Source organism: Halostagnicola sp. A56, from assembly GCF_000691505.1.
Classification (GTDB): domain Archaea; phylum Halobacteriota; class Halobacteria; order Halobacteriales; family Natrialbaceae; genus Halostagnicola.
In genome coordinates this window covers 1-15,645 of the sequence record NZ_JMIP02000013.1, presented here as the reverse complement: position 1 = coordinate 15,645, position 15,645 = coordinate 1, and the positions used below count along the sequence as shown (strand labels likewise).

The window sequence follows — 15,645 nt, the reverse complement described above, 5'->3', positions numbered from 1 at the left end:
CCAGGACGGCCATCGGGCTCAGAGATCCATTCCGCCGTTGACGTCGATCACTTCGCCGGTCACGTACGAGGAGTCCTCGCTCGCGAGGAATCGGACGACTGCGGCGATGTCCTCGACTTCGGCGAGGCGCTCGAGAGGAACGCTCGAGATGATCCGCTCGAGGACGTGCTCGGGAACGGTCTCGACCATGTCCGTTGCGGTAAAGCCCGGTGCGACGCAGTTGGCAGTCGAGCCGCCTTGTGCGAGTTCGAGCGCGATGGTCCGAGTAAAGCCGAACATGCCACTTTTCGCGGCGGCGTAGTTCGCCTGCCCGAAGTTGCCCTGCTTGCCGACGACGCTCGAGATGTTGATGAGTCGGCCCTCCTCGGCGTTCCAGATGTCGTCGTAGAACGTCTGCGTGCAGTTGAACATCCCGCCGAGGTTGACGTCCATCACGCGATCCCAGTCCGCTCGAGTCATCTCGGTGAACTGGTGATCCGCGGTGATGCCGGCGTTGTTCACCAGCACGTCCGCCGGGCCGAAGGCCTCGAGGCAGACCTCGCGCATGTGCTCGACGGCGTCGCGGTCGGAGACATCAGCCTGGGCGGTGACCGCCGATCCACCCGCCGATTCGATCGCCTCGACCGCCTCGTGTGCCGCCCCCTCCGACGAGCGGTAGTTGATGACGACGTTTGCGCCCTCCTCTCCGAGGTACTCGGCGATGCCGCGACCGATGCCTCGAGCCGAGCCGGTGATGACGCAGGTCCGCCCATCCATTGACATAGATACCTAGACAATGAACCTCATTCCCTATATAATGACGTACGGGATTTCAGTTTTCCAGACGGATGCAATCCTTAATAAGTCTCCAGTAATCGTCGAACAAAAGTCGTGGTGGAATAGAACTACCCGATGGTACCTCGAGGAGGTTCCGTTCTGCCCGTAGCGGAATTATCTCGAATCGGCCTGCTCGATCCAACCCTCGAGTCGTGCCGGGGAGATTCCAGTCTCCGTGGCCAGATCGGCGACGTCCGCCGCGGCGAGATCGTCGATAGTCTCGATTCCGGCCCCTCGAAGGGCTTCGGCGTAAGCGTCGCCGACGCCGGAAAGATCTGTGAGGGGGTCGTCGCCCGCAGAGCCGTCAATTTCGATTTCGACCCCGTCATCGTCGATGCCGGTTTCGTCTCCCCCGGCGTCCGCCGCGAGCGCGGCGTCCGACTCGTCGGGGTCGGCTTTGGCGGCATCCGGTTCCGTCTCCGCCTCAAGGTCGCTTTCTGCCCGCTCCTCGAACCACTCACAGACCTGCGGCCAGAGTTCGTCGTGACTGCGCGAGGAGACTGACATGCCAATGTGACCGGTGGGGAACTCGAGGATCTCGGTGTCTTCGGTGGCGATTGCGTCGTTGAACGGCTTCGAGGCGTTCGGCGGGATGAGGTGATCGTACTCGGCGACGATCTGGAGGACCGGCATCTCGATGTTCTCGAGGTCGACGCGCCGGTCGCCGAGAACGAGTTCGTTCTCCATCAGCTTGTTCTCCTGGTAGATGTCGGTGATGAACTCCTCGTAGGCCGCCCCGGCGACGTCGATGCCCTCCGAGAGCCAGCGTTCCATCCGCGCGAAGTTCTCGACGAAGTCCTCGTCCTCCATGTTGTCGTAAAAGCGAACGTACTTCGTCACGTTGTTCGCGACGGGATCCATCAACGCGAAGCCGACGTCGAGGAACTCGGCGGGAACATTGCCGTAGGCGTCGGTGACCCGATCCGGATCGTAGTAGTCCTCGTCGCCCCATAGCTCGAGGACGCCGCCGTCGCCGGCGAAACAGAGCCCCGACGCCATCAGCGCGAGGTTCTTGACCTTCTCCGGGTAGAGAGAGGCGTACATGGCCGACTTCGTGCCGCCCATGCAGTAGCCCAGGATGTTGATCTCGTCCTCGCCCGACCGGTCGCGGACGATGTCGACGCAGTTGTCGATGTACCGGTCGACGTAGTCCTCGAGCGTGAGCGAGCGATCGAGCGCCGAGGGCTCGCCCCAGTCGATGAGGTACACGTCGAAGCCTGCCTCGAGCAAGGTCTGGACGACGGATCGGTCTGGCTGTAAGTCGAGGATGTAGGGCTTGTTGATCAGGGCGTAGACGATCAGGATTGGCACGTCGTGTTGCTCTTCGGTCTTCGACTCGTAGTGTAACAGTTCGAGTTTGTTCTCCTCGTAGACGACCTTGCTCGGCGTCTGACCGACCTCCACGTTCTCGAGCGTTTCCGTCCGCTCGGGCGCGACGCGGGTCTTTTCGGCGAGTTCGGCGGCCCCCTCCCAGGCCTGCCGTTGCATGTCCATCGCGAGTGTGTATGGGTTTTTCATTGGTGGCTGAGTTCCGATCGCTCGATCAGTCCCCGGATTCGTCCTCGAGGTGCTCGAGGACGCGATCGAGCTTCCGCTCGACGGCGTGTTGGCGTCGCTCGAGTTCGACGAGGCGGTCGCCGACTTCGACCACGTCGCTCTCGGTCGCGAACCCGAGCGTTCGTAGCGTCGTTTCGGCGGCCTCGTCGGCCTGCTGTTGGGCCTCGAGTACGTCGCCGACGGTTTCGCCGGTCATCTTGGCAAAGGCCGTCGTGGACATCACGTCCTTGAACGCGTCGTTGGCCGTGTTGAGCCAGATGTCGCGGAACTCCTCGATGTCGACGTCCTCGCCCTCGAACTGGTCGTTCATCCGCTCGACCATCTGCTGGGAGGCGTCCATCCACGTCTCGTAGGCTCGAGCGTAGCCCTCGACGCCCTCGGAGATGTCGTTCTCCTCGGTTGCCTCGCCGACCGTCTCCGACCAGCTTTCGACGAACTGGGCCTGGGCTTCCATGTTCTGCTCGAGTGCCTCGAGAAACTGCTCGTTCCACTGCTCGGCCGCGGCGTTCCAGTCGTGCATCTGGGATGCTGGATCTGTCATGAATAAAATTGATCGTTGGAGCGTGAAAGCGTTTCGGGACTACGCGGCGGTGTCAAACTTCTCGGCGGCGTCTTCGACGTTCTCGGCGACGGCCGTGACGTTGGCTTCGGCCTGCTCGTGGGCGTCGAGGAACGCGTCGAAGGAACTGTCGACGGCGTCGGTGTAGCTGTCTGCGAACTCGTCGTAGGCTTCGGCGGAGTCCTCGATGGCGTCCTGGAAAGTCTCGAGAGTCTCCGTCTGTGCCTCGGTCGCGTTCTCGAGGCCTTCGTCGACGAGCGTGCGGAGTTCGTCGACATCGGCGGCGTCCTCCGGAAGCGACGCCTCGACGGCGTCGAGCCACGCGTGGATCGCGCCGCTCGTCACGTCGGCGTTGCGCTCGAGCGCGGAACTCGAGGCGTCTACGACGGTCGCGAAGGCCTCGATCGACTGTTTCTGGGCTTCGACGGCGTCGTGGGTGAGCGTCTGGCTCTGTTTCACTGCGGTGCGCTGTGCGTCGAACAGGTGGGTGAGTGGGTTCTGTGTCATGTTACTCGTCCTCTCGGTCGCGTTTGACGGGGACGACGATCGTCTGCACGATGTCTCCTTCCTCGATGTCGAGGGCGTCACGTTCGGGACCGGGAATGCTGACCCGGCCGCCGCTCTGGACACGAGCCTTGAACGTCGCCGTGCCCATGTTCATCGGCCCGAGCGACGACATTCCCTCGAGCGGGTTCGCCGTCCCGGCCTGCATCATCTGTTTCAGCATCTCCTGCTGGGATTGTGCGACCTGCTCACCGGCTTCCTGCATCTGCTCTGTAAACATCGCGGGCGGGAACCAGGGTGATCGGTCGGAGTCGTCCGTCATCACCAGTACGAACGACCCGGCTCCTAATAAGGGTTTCCGCTAGTTACCATTTGATACCATTAAACTACATCTGCTGTCTTTTAGAGTACATAGTTGTTCACCTACGGTCCGAGAATTCACAATTCGACGTCGATCATGACGCACCCAGAATTTTAAATACACTACAGATGTCCTGAAATACGCCGTGAGGTCGGTTCTCGAGTTGTTAAAACGATTCACAATCTGATAGTATCCCCAGATATTTTGAGGTGTGATATTAGATGAGACAAAGTCGTGAACGTTTCGTGTCGTTCGTAACTTAACCGAGCAGCGCTATGAAATCTGTTGGTAGTCAGAATCTGCAGTAGTCGAAATCCGCTTGACGAGCATTGTAATGAGTTCGGTTGGATTATCCCCTCCCGCCTTTGGCGGATGGTCGAGCACTTCAATATCGAGGGTTCGGGCATTATCCAATTGGCCATCAACAATTTCGATGTTGATGATTGCAGGCGGTGCGCCACTGGTGGAACTCCTTCACCGGCGGCGCACGCTCCCTGATGTGGTTCAGATTCTCGAACGCGATGTACTCACAGGCGTGTGCCACCGCTTCGTCGATAATGTCGTTGGCGACACGATACAAGACATTACGGACGTACCGTGATTCCCGACCGCGCAGCTGCTGGATCGTGCGATGTGCGGACTGTGTGCTAGTCTGTTGGAGGTTGCCGCGAATCCGTTCAAACTCTCGGTGCTGGTGCCGAAGTTCTCTACCGGACGCGAAGTAGGCCGTACAGGTGGCAGCGATGTTGACGATACTGAGGTCGACACTGAGAACTGTCCTGTCCGCGTTGTCACCTCATTGCTCGACCCATTTTTCGGGCTTCAGTTTCCAGAAGCCGAGATACAAATAGTAGTCGCCGTCACGTCGAGAGCGTGTAGATTTCGTGAGTTCCTATTCCTCACTGGTGAGGTACTGGTGTTGGTAGCCATCTTCGTCGTCCGGTAACACAAGGTCACACCGGATGCGGTCGTCAACAGTAGAGAGGAGGGAGATGGTGTCGTCATCGAACAGCGTCATCATCCAGGTATCGTACTTCACCGTATCGGCGGTGAATTTTGGACAAGAGATTTTGTAGTCCTCATCAAGGTCTTCGATTTTTCCAACGCCGGAGAGTGCAGCAGCGGCTTAGTGGGTGGCAAAGATTGCGTGTTGACATTACTCGTCATGTGTACGTTGCTGGACGAACGCCATACCGGATGCGGACCCTGGAACTAGCGGTTCGTCGCAACCGTTAGATCACTCGCCCAACATGCCGTTCGTCTCCGAATCGTCGTCGACAGGCGGCAGATCACCGCGGCGCTCCGAACGAAGCAGCCCCGCGAGAAAACGTGCAATCTGGTCTTGGAGTTCTGACCGGGTTCCGTACTCGGTGAGTGCCACCTCATACTCGTGGGGAACAGCATCAAGCGTTGCACTCGCGACGCCGTGTTCACGGAAGACGTGGAAGCGCTGCGGAGCCTTCCGTGGTGTACCTTCGCCATGACCGAGGTCGAATCCGGAGAGCACGGCGCCAATTTCGATATCGACGCCGTCGCGAACGCCCGCCTTCGGGAGGACGAATACGACGGCGTTGCTCGCCTCAGCGTACGCCTTTGACTGGCTGATGACGTTCATTCGCTCTTGATCCGTCTCCTCTGGAATGTCTTCTGTGGGGATATCGGGATCGACGGCGAGAAACGCATTTACGCCGAGCTCCGTCCGTAGCCACTCGACGATCTCTTGGAGTTCATCGAGAAGTTCCTTTTCGGAATCACCGAATGCACCCAAGGTAGTATCACGTTCACTGACATCGACGTCGTCACGAAGATAGTAGTCGAGGCGGAATGTCGTGTACGGCCCCATCACGTAAACGAGAAAGTCGTCGTGCGCGGTCGACTCAAGCCGCTCACGGAGGATATCCCGCATCGGCACCCCGTCGTACGTTCGCATTGACTTTAACTGCTCACGCTCGACGCATAAACGCACCTAATCTGCAACGAGATGTCGGTGCTGAGAAGAGGTTAATAACCGTTAACCTGATATGGGACGGCACCGTAGCCTGACCCACTCATGGCAGACAGTCCCTCTGCGCCACGACCGAACCCCGACGACGAGGCAGGAGCAGACGCGATTGTAACGTTAACCACTGGCCTCTTCGACGGACACAACCTGCTCGATCTCGAGGAGTATTTGGAACTGTTCGAGGAGCTCGCCGAGCGGAACCGATTCGCCATACTATATGCGTTGAGTAACGAAGGAAAAATGAGCGCGAAAGAACTCAGCGAAGCACTCGGCCGAAGTGAGAACGGTCTCCACTACCACCTGGATCGGTTGGTCAACGCTGGGCTCGTCGAGAATCGAAAGCAATCCAAGCCGGACGAAGAAGGGCTGTACTCGTATTATGAGTTGACTGGCCTTGGTGCCGATCTGATTGACGCCGCCATAGCGTTCATTCAGCAAGAAAAGCACGCCCTCGAGCACTACTGATGACGAGTGGGCAGGGCAGCCGATGTGGGAGTGTCAGGTGTGCGGAACTCTCCGATATGGACCGGAACCAGATGCAGCTCATTAGGGCATCTCTAGCTCGCTCTTCTGTAGAGCTGCGGAACGCCCCATAGTTACACTGTAGTGGCTAATCTCGAGAGACTATGTCTCAGCCAGCATTCGGAAAATGCTGCAACAGCCTGTTGATCGCGGAGTGGTTGAACTACAGATGAAGTTGCTCGATGATCAAATCGAGTTATACAAAATCGAGGAGAATACCTGACCCTAAAGGGTCAGAATGAATCCGACATCTCCTCCACAATTCACCGTTGATAGCAAGGCCGGATATTCCACTGTTCTCAATCCGAATATTTACAATAGGTGTGAGTATAAGTGCTTATACAGGCGTTCAGAATGCTGGAAGTCCACCGCACCTACCGAGCGAAAATCCGCAACCACTCACAAGTGGCTGAGATGCTTGACCGACACGGGTGGAGTACCAGCAAACTCTGGAACGTCGCTAACTACCACTCCCGGCAAGTCTGGGAGGAAACGGGCGAGATTCCCGACCACGGCGATCTCAAAGACGAGTTGAAAGGTCACACCAAATACAGGGGGCTGCACAGTCTCCAGCGGTTCTGAGGTCACCCGACTTCACCATTCGTAATCGTAACGCGAAAGACCGCTCGCTCGAATGAGTACACATGAGCGACGACGGCATTCAGCGCGCCAGCGACGTCGGCTCGAGCGACGCGCCGCCAATCGACGAGAAGCCTTACAAGGTCATCTTCGAGGCAAACAAGTGCTTCGGCGCGGGCAAGTGCGCCGAGGTCAGCGACAACTGGGAGATGTCCATCGCCTCGGGCATGGCCAAGCCCAATGAGTACTTCTTCGGCGAGGAGGACCTCGAGCACAACGTCCGCGCGGCAGAAATCTGTCCGGCGAAGAAAGACGACGGTTGCATCCACGTCGTGGATCGGCGGACCGACGAGGAGATCGCGCCCGATCCCCACGGCGACGGCACGCTGAGCGTCGACTGGTAGCCGGCGGTTGCTCTCTTCTCGAGTGCACACCGAAACGCACATCCCAAGGCGGTGGCAACGAACAAGTGCGTTTTGGGCGAGGGTAGCCAAGCAGGCCAACGGCGGTGGGCTTAAGACCCGCTCCCGTAGGGGTCCTTGGGTTCAAATCCCAACCCTCGCATTGCTGTCGCGAGTATCTCTCGAGCGACAGCAATCGTATTTGGATTTTAACTACGCCAGTCGCAGCGTCCGAACGAAGTGAGGACGATCGTCTGGAGGTGGTTCAAATCCCAACCCTCGCATGTTGCCACGAACACCCGTGAGTGGCAACTGCGACAAGCGGGATTTGAATCAGGGAAGTCGCAGCGCGAACGGAGTGAGCGACCGTCTTCCCGTGGTTCAAATCCCAACCCCCGCAATGGTGTCGCGAGTATATTGCGAGCGACAGCAATTGTATTTAAATCTGAAGTAGACGAGTTGTAGCGCCCGAGAAGAACGAGGACGACCGTCTTCGCATTGTTCAAACCCCAACCCTCGAGTTACTGCCGCTCGAGCGAACAACCAGATTCAACCACGTCAGATAGCAACTCGAGCGCCCGCCAGCGTTGATATTGACGCTACCCAACTCGAGACGAGCTCAGTTCTCGAGTCCTGCGTTCGGAAAGGCAAACCCGGCGATGAGATACACTAGAGCGGCCACGACGAGCGCGCCCGGAATCCCGAGGACGATATCGACGTCGGTCATCCCCATGGCGAAGAAGAGGATTCCTGCGATTGAGAACCCGAACCCTGCTGCGAGTCGGTGGTATTCTCGAACCGGACTCGCGTCTCGGTGTTCGTGTTCCGCCTCGAGTCCCGCCGGTTGCATGAAGATCGGGAGGGTGTGGTAGATGCCGAGACCGACGAGGAGTCCGGCAATCGGGCCGAATGCGGGGTTCTCGAGGACCAGGTATCCGATGAGCGAGAAAATGAAGACGTCTCCGACGCCGACGACGATCGCGAGTCGCGTCGGCGTGAGCGGCGTTCCCTCGAAGGCGTCGTCGTCTGGTTCGAACGTGCCGGGCATGTCGTTCACTCTTCGAGGAGAGAATTTATATTTTGTTGAACGGTTTCGAGCTGGTGCGGCCGAAACCGAGACTGAACGACGGAAGCGGTCGAATCCGCTGATGGACGCGTCGAACGCACCGAATCGCTACTCGCCGGTTCGAAAGGAGAGGTCGAGCGATGGCGCGGAGTGGGTGAGCGCCCCCATCGAAATCACGTCGACGCCCGTCGCGGCGTACTCGGCGACCGTCTCGAGCGTGATTCCGCCGCTGGCTTCGGCGAGGACGCGTCGTAGCCATCGAGTTTCGAGACGGCCGCCTCGACCGCCGCGGGGTCCATGTTGTCCAGTAGGACGACGTCCGCGCCGACTTCGGCCGCTCGAGGCGCGTCCGCGACGGTCTCGACTTCGACCTCGAGTTTCGTCGCGAACGAGACTCGCTCCCGGAAGTGCGCGACGGCGTCCTCGAGCCCCATCTCGGCGATGTGGTTCTCCTTGACCATGACCATGTGCGAGAGGTCGAGCCGGTGGGTGTCGCCGCCGCCTGCGACGACGGCTCGCTTCTCGAGGCCGCGCAATCCGGGCGTCGTCTTTCTGGTCGCCGCGATTCGAACGGCGTCGGATTCGCCTCGAGCCCGGTCGAGCGCCGCTTGCGTTTTCGTCGCGATTCCGGATGCGTGGCCGGCGAGGTTGACGGCCACGCGTTCGCCCCGGAGCACGTCGCGTGCGGGTCCCTCGACGCGGAGGACGACTGCGCCTGTGTCGACGGACGTTCCCGGATCGACGGACTCGAGGATATCGACTCCGAGGTGTTCGAAGACCGCACGCGCGGCTTCGATGCCCGCGACGGTGCCGGGTTCTTTCGCGACGAGCCGTCCCGTCGTCTCGCCGGGAACCTGATTGGTCACGTCGTGGTGACCGAGGTCCTCGCGAAGCCAGCGGTCGATCTGTGTCTCTGTGATCATCTATGGGATCAGTCGTCTGCCGCCGCGTTTGCGTTCGGTTCGCTCCCGTCCTCGAGGTAGTGACATCCCTTCGAGGTGGGATTCTCGCTCGCCGCGCGGGCGATCAACAGCGCCGTCACGCAGGCGTTTCGAAGCTCGTAGAGGTCTCGAGCGGTCCGTGTTCTGGTGTAGGCGTCGACCTCGCCCTTGAGTCGGCGGAGTATCGCGCTCGCACGTCCGATTTCGTCTCGAGTCCGTCGTAGGCCGAGGTATTCGTCCATCGTTCGCTTCAGCCGACGCGACTTCTCGGCGGCGAAGCGGTCGGGAAGATCGGGGTCTCGGTCGACCAGTTCGGGGGCGTCGATCACCCCCGGTTCGGGTTCGGCTCCTGCGGCGTCGGCTCCGGCACGACGCCCCCAGACGAGACCCTCGAGCAGGCTCGTACTCGCCAGTCGGTTCGCACCGTGGACGCCCGTCCGGGCGCACTCGCCGACGGCGTACAGGCGATCCAGCGTCGTTCGCCCGTATTCGTCGACGTCGATACCGCCACAGAGGAAGTGTTCGCACGGCGCAACTGGGATCTTCTCGCCCGTGACGCCTCGGTCGCGACACGTCTCGGCGAGCGCCGGGAACTCGGCGTCGAACTCGAGGGGACTCACGTCGAGGACGACCTCGCCCGTCGCCTCGCGCTCGTCGGCCACCGCGCGGGCGACGACGTCGCGGGGTGCGAGGTCCCCCTGCGGGTGGTACTCGGGCATGAACCGCTCGCCGTCGCCGTTTCGCAGGACGGCTCCCTCGCCGCGTAGCGCCTCCGAAAGCAAGAACGGATCGTCGGCTTCGGCGGCCTCGCCCTCTCGGCTCGAGGTGTGATTTGCGTCGCCGTCTCCGTTCGAAGTGCGACTGGACTCGCTCCCGGCGTAGGCGGTCGGATGGAACTGGACGTACTCGAGATCCGCCACGTCGGCGCCCGCCAGCGCCGCCATCGCGATGCCGTCTCCCGTGGCGGCGTCGGGGTTGGTCGATCGACTGTAGAGCGCGCCGATCCCGCCGGTCGCGAGAATCGTCACGCCCGCGTAAACCGGTCGTCCGGTCGCTCGTTCGTCGGTGACGACGCCGTGGACTCGTCCCTCGTGGGTCAGCAACTCGAGGGCGGCCGTATCATCCCTGATCTCGACGCGGTCGTGGTCGCCGAGATAGGTGAGAAACGGCCGGAGGATGTGCGTTCCCGTCTCGGCGTCGACGTGGAGGATCCGGTGTTCGGAGTGGGCCGCTTCGCGGGTGTAGTCGAACGATCCGCCAGAAACCGTCCGGCTCTCTTCGCCGCCGGATTTTCCACTCGATTCCGAAGACGAGTCGAATTCGATCTCGAGCGTCGAAAGCAAAATATCTTCGATAGCCGCATCTGCATTTTCGACCAGAACGTCGACGGCGTCCGGGTCGGCCGTGTGATCGCTGGCCGCGAGGATGTCCGCCTTGAGGCTGTCTGGATCGCCGCGTGTCGTCGTGATGCCGCCCTGCGCGCGGTCGGTGCTCGTCTCGTCGGGCCGCGTCGCCTTCGTGACGAGGAGGACGGACGCACCCGCTCGAGCGGCTGCCAGAGCGGCCGTACAGCCCGCGATCCCGCTGCCGACGACGAGGACCTCGACGGTGTCGTCGGCTCCCTCGTCCGATGCTCCATCCGTCTGGCCGTCGTCGGCGGCGTGGGACGTGTGCTCGCTCATGATTAGATCTCGAGCATGCGCTCGAGTGCGAGCCCGGCCATCTCTTTTTCCTCGGGAGCGACCTCGATGACGTTTCGTTCACGGCCCGCACAGAGTTCCTCGAGGACCCAGGTGAGGTAGTTGGGATCGATCTGGCGCATCGCGTTGCAGTCCATACAGGCGTCGCCACAGAGCGGAACGACGTTTATCTCGGGGTGCCAGCGCTGGAGGTGGTTCGTGAGGTGAATCTCGGTGCCGATCGCCCAGGTGTCGCCGGGATCTGCGTTTTCGACTGTTTCACAGATCGTCGCGGTCGAACCCGCTTTGTCCGCGGCTTCGACGACCTCGCGGCGACACTCGGGGTGGACGATGACCTTCGCGTCCGGGTTCGATTCGCGAACCTCCTCTAAGTGGTCGACCCTGAACCGCTCGTGGACCTGACAGTAGCCGTTCCAGAGGACGATGTCGTTGTCGACGACCGCTTCGGCGTCCTTTCCGTCGGGATCCCAGGGATCCCACTCGACGGTTTCGTCCGCCATCTCGAGCCTGTGGGCGGTGTTCTCGCCGAGGTGCTTGTCCGGCAGGAACAGGACCTTGTCCCCCTTTTCGAAGGCGTACTCGAACGCGTTGTGCGCGTTCGAGGAGGTACAGACGAGACCGCCGTGGCTCGCACAGAACGCCTTCAGATCCGCGTAGGAGTTCATGTACGTGATCGGGATGATTTCCTCGTCGGGTGCGGCCTCGGTGATCTCGGCCCAGGCGGCGTCCACTTGCAGCGCTTCCGCCATCCCCGCCATCGGGCAGGAGGCTTCCATCGATGGTAGGATGACCGTCTGGTCGTCGTCCGTGATAATGTCCGCCGATTCGGCCATGAACGTGACGCCGCCGAAAATCACGTACTCGGCGTCGGCGTTCGCCGCTTCCGTCGATAGCTGATAGGAGTCGCCGACGAAATCGGCGTGCTCGACGATCTCTCGGCGCTGATAGTTGTGTCCAAGAATCACCACGTCGTCGCCGAGTTCCGCGAGCGCGGCCTCGATACGTTTCGTTCGCTCACCCTCTTCGAGATCCCGATACCTCGAAGGAAGCTGTTCGAGGTTGTCGTATTTGAACAGACTGAGGTCGGTTTCGAACTCTGCGGTTTCCATCGTTACCATTTGGGTCACCAGTGAGTAATTCTAGTTCACAGACTATCGTTGAATAACTTTTTCCTTCAACCGCGACGATCTGTGTAAATGCTAATACGTCTTTGTCGAGTTCTGAAAGCTCACGTGATACCGTGAGTTCATTTTCACTGAGTTCCATCAGTTCCCTCCATGGAACACGAATAAACAGGCCGGTGCCTCAGTTGCATACGTTCTTTATTTGATGCCAACATTCTTTGAACCCTTTTTCGGTACCTTGACTTACGTTCTCTCTGGTTTTACTTGTGTACCATAGCTCGGAGTGCCTGAGGCTTATTTCTGTGCCCAACGGTGAGATAGAGGCTTTTCATATAACGAGACGCTTTTTGTACGGTGGCGAAAGCCCGGTTGTGAACGGAGTGAAACAACCTGGAACGTGGAGGAGGGTGGGGCGGGGGGGAAGCGGGTGACCGGGCATTAGTAGCAGCGAGCCAGAGTCCACCCAGTCTGGAATCCTCGCGAGCGACGCTACGACTCTCCGTGCATGGACACGTCCCGCAGCGACCCGGTCCACTCACACGCCGCACACGTCCGTTCGTCTCGAGCGTCATCGTCGGTGCTGACGAGTGTCGTCACACCACAGTTAGAACACCGTTCGGAACACCGCTTCGACCAGGTGCACGCGTCGCATGTGAGCCCTGCAGTGATGTCGTACCTTCCTCCATGGTCGAGCATGGGTTCGTATCGGAGTTCGTCCGCCCCACACTCGGGACAACTGTCTGTTTCTGATACAATCTCGGTTACTGAAAGTGCAACTTGTACTGGCATGTCAACTATCTCGCTACGCCCCTCTGGGCGTCCGACAAACCCACCGAGCGACTCGAGTATCTCTCGAGAAGCCTGCCGCCCGAGGTATTGTAGTCCACGGTCGTGGCTGCGCGCGCAGCGCAGCGAGCGCGGAGCGGAGGGTGGGGAGGTGGGGCTTGGGTCGGTCTGGCCCACAGCAAAAAAGGGGGAACTGCTTTGGCTATTTGTCCCACCACCGGCCGCGTGCCGGGAACTCGATACGTGACCAGCCGGTCAACGCGAGCGAGCATCGTCCCTGGTACCAGCTCTTGGCTGCCGCCCGGAACCTGACCGTCTGTCCCTCGCGAACCATCGTCTGATTCGACCGCTGCCAGATCGTGAACTTCGTCCGTCCGCTCTCGTCCTCGAGGAGCCCAACCTGCTGAATGTTCGAAGACGAGGGTGTCCAGAGCTCGATGACTTCACCTTCGACTGTCACCTCGCCGACCGGGACCTCCGCGATGTCCGCGATCGGGACGATCGTTCCTGACTCGGCCTTGACCTCCTCGAGCGTCTCGAGGACTGCCGTCGTCACCTCCATCCCGCCCTGTACTTTTTCGGCCAACCGCTTCGCGATGACCGCCCGCGACCAGCCGCCGTCGATGCGCTCGCTGATCCGCATCGCCTGTCTGTTGACTGCTGCGAGATCGTCCTGTGACAGCCGCGCTCGAGGATCCACAGTGTCGGGTTCGTCGCGACCACACTGCTCAATGACGACTTCTCGCGTCCGCCTCGCCCGGTCGTCCTGCCCACCGAGTTCGGCTTGGGCACTTATCAATTCGAGTTCGGCCTCTCGAGCCCGGATCCGCTCTTCGTGCTCGAGGGTGACGCCGTGCATGCGCCCATCGCCCGTGTTTGCGATGCCGTCCGGGTGATTCGCGTCCACCTTCGCCTGGATCTCCATCTCGACCGTCGCCTGGAACTCCGGCGTGTCGTCGACGCCGTCCTCGTCGACCACCGTGTCGTCTGTTTTCTCGAACGCCTGTTCATCGACCGAAACTACATTACTGGTAACGTTGTTACTAGACATTGGTATTCACTCAATCCTGGATACCGCCGAAGACGCTCACTCGGCGTCTTCTTTCGACACCACGACTCTCCAGCCGTGGCTCAACCGCACCGCTCGAGCTGTCGCTGGGACAACTCGGTACCTGCCTCAGACCAACCACGTTCGACACATCGCCCACCCGGCCAGTTGACACCCAACTGACCCTCCCACCGCCGGCGGTGGGACCTGCCCGCTGCGACCCTCCGAGGCAACTACACCCCCCTCTTGGAGCGCAGCCCGCTCGACGGTCCGCCTTGTTGGCTTCGTCGCGGCGCGGGCGGTGGGGAGAGCGCCGCGATGCTGGGAGGGGGCCGCTCGCGCGGTGTGGAGCGAGCGGGAGCGGACCCAGCAGGACGCGGGCACACCGACCGAGCCTGGCTCCGCAGCACCACGCCGCGGTGTGGCGTGGCGACCGGCGCCGGCGACCGAGGGCAAACCGCGTCCCGACGCCTTCAAGGCGGACGCGCTCCCTCTCGATCAAACCCACCGGGTTTGCGGGAAATCTCCGCGCGCCTGAACCAAGGTCACCGGAGTTTGGATCTGGTAAATCGCTAGGCGTCGGCGACTTTCAACTCTATGTCAGATGGCGCGATGCACTACTCTTGGATAATTCTGGCTTCAATTTCTACCGAATCTCTACTGGCGAAACAATTGGACCCATTCGCAGTGCCACTATGTAGGTCCAACCCAGCGCCCTATGGCGATTAATCAGAGCCATTCTACGTGCTATCGGGGAATATTCTTAAGCGAGTTGCGCGTGAAGATGTGGTACGATGGTGCGATGACTGACCTCACTGATCCACGCCCACCGCTATCAGGATGGATTATGGACGCCTACGAACTCCTCGCTGTAACCAGTCACAATACAGCGGAATCCCAAGACAGACAGTCAATTCCACGAGAGCACGCCCTCGAGGTGCTTCGGGGTTCTGAAGAACTCGACCTCGAAACGGGAGATGCGACGCATGCAGTCTCCCGACTGATCGATCGCGGCTATCTCTACGAGGTTAATGACGAGCTCCGGATAACAATCCCCGAGAACTAACGCGGAAACGAGCTGTGCTGTGATCTCTTGTCTCGTTCAGTAACTCTCCTCGTCTTGGTCCCTAGGATTGGATTCCTCTTCCGAACTCGAGACTACCTGCACCTCGGACTGCGTAACGAGGACCTGGAACTCAGCTACCGCGAACCGAACTTTGAGATCGGCGTTTGCTGAGTCAACGAGTTGTTCCAGCGCTTCAACGTCGACCCACTGATGGAGTTGATATTCGCCTTGGCTGAGTCCCTGCTTCTCTAGCGCGTCCACGATCTCGAGCAGGAGTTGTCGCTCACTCATCTGTACCCCACCCCGTCGACGGCGTCAATAATTTCTGCCGCTGTCGAACTAATCCGCTCGAGACGGTCGAGAATCGCTTCTGGCTCGTCGCCTTCCCACGCCGCAAGGTAGAACGCCGATCCACTCGTATCGAGTCCGAAGTGCCGTCCGACGATGTAGCCAACAGCTTCGGCCTCGATAGTAACCGCAGGACGCTTAGTGATTATGGACTACGCATCCTCGATGCTTCGTAGAGAGGCCGGTTCGTACTCGAAAGAAATAGTAGAATCTCCGGCGGTGCGATACTTCACAGCGCTCGAGTCCGATAGCACGTTCGAAGCGG

14 protein-coding genes, 1 tRNA gene and 4 pseudogenes are annotated in these 15,645 nt (G+C 60.3%); 5 read left to right on the top strand and 14 right to left on the bottom strand.

Annotation, left to right across the window (positions count from 1 at the left end; all coding sequences use genetic code 11):
* Nucleotides 1-18: 18 nt before the first annotated feature.
* The 7 genes and pseudogenes from EL22_RS00795 to EL22_RS00765 all read right to left on the bottom strand — a co-directional run bounded on the left by EL22_RS00795 (nucleotide 19) and on the right by EL22_RS00765 (nucleotide 5,727).
* A complete protein-coding gene (locus EL22_RS00795) occupies nucleotides 19-762 on the bottom strand; it encodes a beta-ketoacyl-ACP reductase (protein ID WP_050049701.1) in 744 nt (247 codons plus the stop codon).
* A 168-nt stretch (nucleotides 763-930) separates the two neighbouring features.
* On the bottom strand, nucleotides 931-2,334 hold the full coding sequence (gene phaC / locus EL22_RS00790; RefSeq protein ID WP_050049700.1) for a class III poly(R)-hydroxyalkanoic acid synthase subunit PhaC: 1,404 nt from the start codon (nucleotides 2,332-2,334) through the stop codon (nucleotides 931-933).
* 25 nt (nucleotides 2,335-2,359) lie between these two features.
* Nucleotides 2,360-2,914, bottom strand: a complete 555-nt coding sequence (locus EL22_RS00785) for a poly(R)-hydroxyalkanoic acid synthase subunit PhaE (RefSeq protein ID WP_050049699.1) — start codon at nucleotides 2,912-2,914, stop codon at nucleotides 2,360-2,362.
* Nucleotides 2,915-2,953: 39 nt separating this feature from the next.
* Nucleotides 2,954-3,439 carry a hypothetical protein gene (locus EL22_RS00780; protein ID WP_050049698.1) on the bottom strand — a complete coding sequence of 162 codons (486 nt, stop codon included), beginning with the start codon at nucleotides 3,437-3,439 and terminating at the stop codon, nucleotides 2,954-2,956.
* A gap of 1 nt (nucleotide 3,440) precedes the next feature.
* Nucleotides 3,441-3,758, bottom strand: a complete 318-nt coding sequence (locus EL22_RS00775; RefSeq protein ID WP_050049697.1) for an AbrB/MazE/SpoVT family DNA-binding domain-containing protein — start codon at nucleotides 3,756-3,758, stop codon at nucleotides 3,441-3,443.
* 496 nt (nucleotides 3,759-4,254) lie between these two features.
* Nucleotides 4,255-4,941 (bottom strand): annotated as a pseudogene (locus EL22_RS19250) (RNA-guided endonuclease TnpB family protein); the annotation flags it as partial.
* Nucleotides 4,942-5,034: 93 nt separating this feature from the next.
* On the bottom strand, nucleotides 5,035-5,727 hold the full coding sequence (locus tag EL22_RS00765) for a hypothetical protein (protein ID WP_050049696.1): 693 nt from the start codon (nucleotides 5,725-5,727) through the stop codon (nucleotides 5,035-5,037).
* 120 nt (nucleotides 5,728-5,847) lie between these two features.
* Here EL22_RS00765 and EL22_RS00760 point away from each other — a divergent pair, with 120 nt between their 5' ends.
* From EL22_RS00760 to EL22_RS00745, 4 genes and pseudogenes are all read left to right on the top strand, one after another.
* Nucleotides 5,848-6,264 (top strand): winged helix-turn-helix domain-containing protein, encoded by a 417-nt coding sequence (locus tag EL22_RS00760; RefSeq protein WP_050049695.1) that lies wholly within the window; start codon nucleotides 5,848-5,850, stop codon nucleotides 6,262-6,264.
* Between the two features lie 411 nt (nucleotides 6,265-6,675).
* Nucleotides 6,676-6,888, top strand: a pseudogene (locus tag EL22_RS00755) (RNA-guided endonuclease TnpB family protein); the annotation flags it as partial.
* Between the two features lie 77 nt (nucleotides 6,889-6,965).
* Nucleotides 6,966-7,304, top strand: coding sequence for a ferredoxin (locus tag EL22_RS00750; protein ID WP_050049693.1), 339 nt, complete (start codon nucleotides 6,966-6,968; stop codon nucleotides 7,302-7,304).
* A gap of 76 nt (nucleotides 7,305-7,380) precedes the next feature.
* Nucleotides 7,381-7,464: transfer RNA gene (locus tag EL22_RS00745), tRNA-Leu, on the top strand.
* 456 nt (nucleotides 7,465-7,920) lie between these two features.
* On the opposite strand, the gene EL22_RS00740 is transcribed toward EL22_RS00745, so the two are convergent.
* From EL22_RS00740 to EL22_RS00720, 5 genes and pseudogenes are all read right to left on the bottom strand, one after another.
* Nucleotides 7,921-8,349: a hypothetical protein gene (locus tag EL22_RS00740; RefSeq protein WP_231587851.1), complete on the bottom strand. Its 429-nt coding sequence runs from the start codon at nucleotides 8,347-8,349 to the stop codon at nucleotides 7,921-7,923.
* Nucleotides 8,350-8,475: 126 nt separating this feature from the next.
* Nucleotides 8,476-9,290, bottom strand: a pseudogene (nadC, locus tag EL22_RS00735) (carboxylating nicotinate-nucleotide diphosphorylase).
* A gap of 8 nt (nucleotides 9,291-9,298) precedes the next feature.
* A complete protein-coding gene (locus EL22_RS00730; RefSeq protein WP_082146634.1) occupies nucleotides 9,299-10,990 on the bottom strand; it encodes an L-aspartate oxidase in 1,692 nt (563 codons plus the stop codon).
* Between the two features lie 2 nt (nucleotides 10,991-10,992).
* Nucleotides 10,993-12,126: a quinolinate synthase NadA gene (gene nadA / locus EL22_RS00725; protein ID WP_050049692.1), complete on the bottom strand. Its 1,134-nt coding sequence runs from the start codon at nucleotides 12,124-12,126 to the stop codon at nucleotides 10,993-10,995.
* 994 nt (nucleotides 12,127-13,120) lie between these two features.
* A complete protein-coding gene (locus tag EL22_RS00720; RefSeq protein ID WP_050049691.1) occupies nucleotides 13,121-13,969 on the bottom strand; it encodes a DNA-binding protein in 849 nt (282 codons plus the stop codon).
* Between the two features lie 844 nt (nucleotides 13,970-14,813).
* On the opposite strand from EL22_RS00720, the gene EL22_RS00715 reads away from it, so the two are divergent.
* The gene (locus tag EL22_RS00715; RefSeq protein ID WP_231587850.1) at nucleotides 14,814-15,032 is read left to right on the top strand and encodes a hypothetical protein; all 219 of its coding nucleotides are present in this window, start codon (nucleotides 14,814-14,816) and stop codon (nucleotides 15,030-15,032) included.
* A 36-nt stretch (nucleotides 15,033-15,068) separates the two neighbouring features.
* On the opposite strand, the gene EL22_RS00710 is transcribed toward EL22_RS00715, so the two are convergent.
* Together EL22_RS00710 and EL22_RS18335 are read right to left on the bottom strand one after the other, a co-directional pair.
* Entirely contained in the window at nucleotides 15,069-15,323 is a 255-nt protein-coding gene (locus EL22_RS00710; RefSeq protein ID WP_050049690.1) for a HalOD1 output domain-containing protein, read from the bottom strand.
* Nucleotides 15,320-15,502: pseudogene (locus EL22_RS18335) on the bottom strand (DUF955 domain-containing protein); the annotation flags it as partial. The pseudogene EL22_RS18335 and the gene EL22_RS00710, both read right to left, overlap by 4 nt.
* Between the last annotated feature and the right edge of the window lie 143 nt (nucleotides 15,503-15,645).

Bases quoted from the DNA above. Each gene is read 5' to 3' on its own strand.
- EL22_RS00780 (WP_050049698.1), bottom strand. From the start codon at position 3,439: ATGACACAGAACCCACTCACCCACCTGTTCGACGCACAGCGCACCGCA.
- EL22_RS00715 (WP_231587850.1), top strand. From the start codon at position 14,814: ATGGACGCCTACGAACTCCTCGCTGTAACCAGTCACAATACAGCGGAA.
- nadA (WP_050049692.1), bottom strand. From the start codon at position 12,126: ATGGTAACGATGGAAACCGCAGAGTTCGAAACCGACCTCAGTCTGTTC.
- EL22_RS00710 (WP_050049690.1), bottom strand. From the start codon at position 15,323: ATGAGTGAGCGACAACTCCTGCTCGAGATCGTGGACGCGCTAGAGAAG.
- EL22_RS00785 (WP_050049699.1), bottom strand. From the start codon at position 2,914: ATGACAGATCCAGCATCCCAGATGCACGACTGGAACGCCGCGGCCGAG.
- EL22_RS00720 (WP_050049691.1), bottom strand. From the start codon at position 13,969: ATGTCTAGTAACAACGTTACCAGTAATGTAGTTTCGGTCGATGAACAG.
- EL22_RS00730 (WP_082146634.1), bottom strand. From the start codon at position 10,990: ATGAGCGAGCACACGTCCCACGCCGCCGACGACGGCCAGACGGATGGA.
- EL22_RS00775 (WP_050049697.1), bottom strand. From the start codon at position 3,758: ATGACGGACGACTCCGACCGATCACCCTGGTTCCCGCCCGCGATGTTT.
- EL22_RS00795 (WP_050049701.1), bottom strand. From the start codon at position 762: ATGTCAATGGATGGGCGGACCTGCGTCATCACCGGCTCGGCTCGAGGC.
- EL22_RS00740 (WP_231587851.1), bottom strand. From the start codon at position 8,349: ATGCCCGGCACGTTCGAACCAGACGACGACGCCTTCGAGGGAACGCCG.
- EL22_RS00765 (WP_050049696.1), bottom strand. From the start codon at position 5,727: ATGCGAACGTACGACGGGGTGCCGATGCGGGATATCCTCCGTGAGCGG.
- EL22_RS00760 (WP_050049695.1), top strand. From the start codon at position 5,848: ATGGCAGACAGTCCCTCTGCGCCACGACCGAACCCCGACGACGAGGCA.
- phaC (WP_050049700.1), bottom strand. From the start codon at position 2,334: ATGAAAAACCCATACACACTCGCGATGGACATGCAACGGCAGGCCTGG.
- EL22_RS00750 (WP_050049693.1), top strand. From the start codon at position 6,966: ATGAGCGACGACGGCATTCAGCGCGCCAGCGACGTCGGCTCGAGCGAC.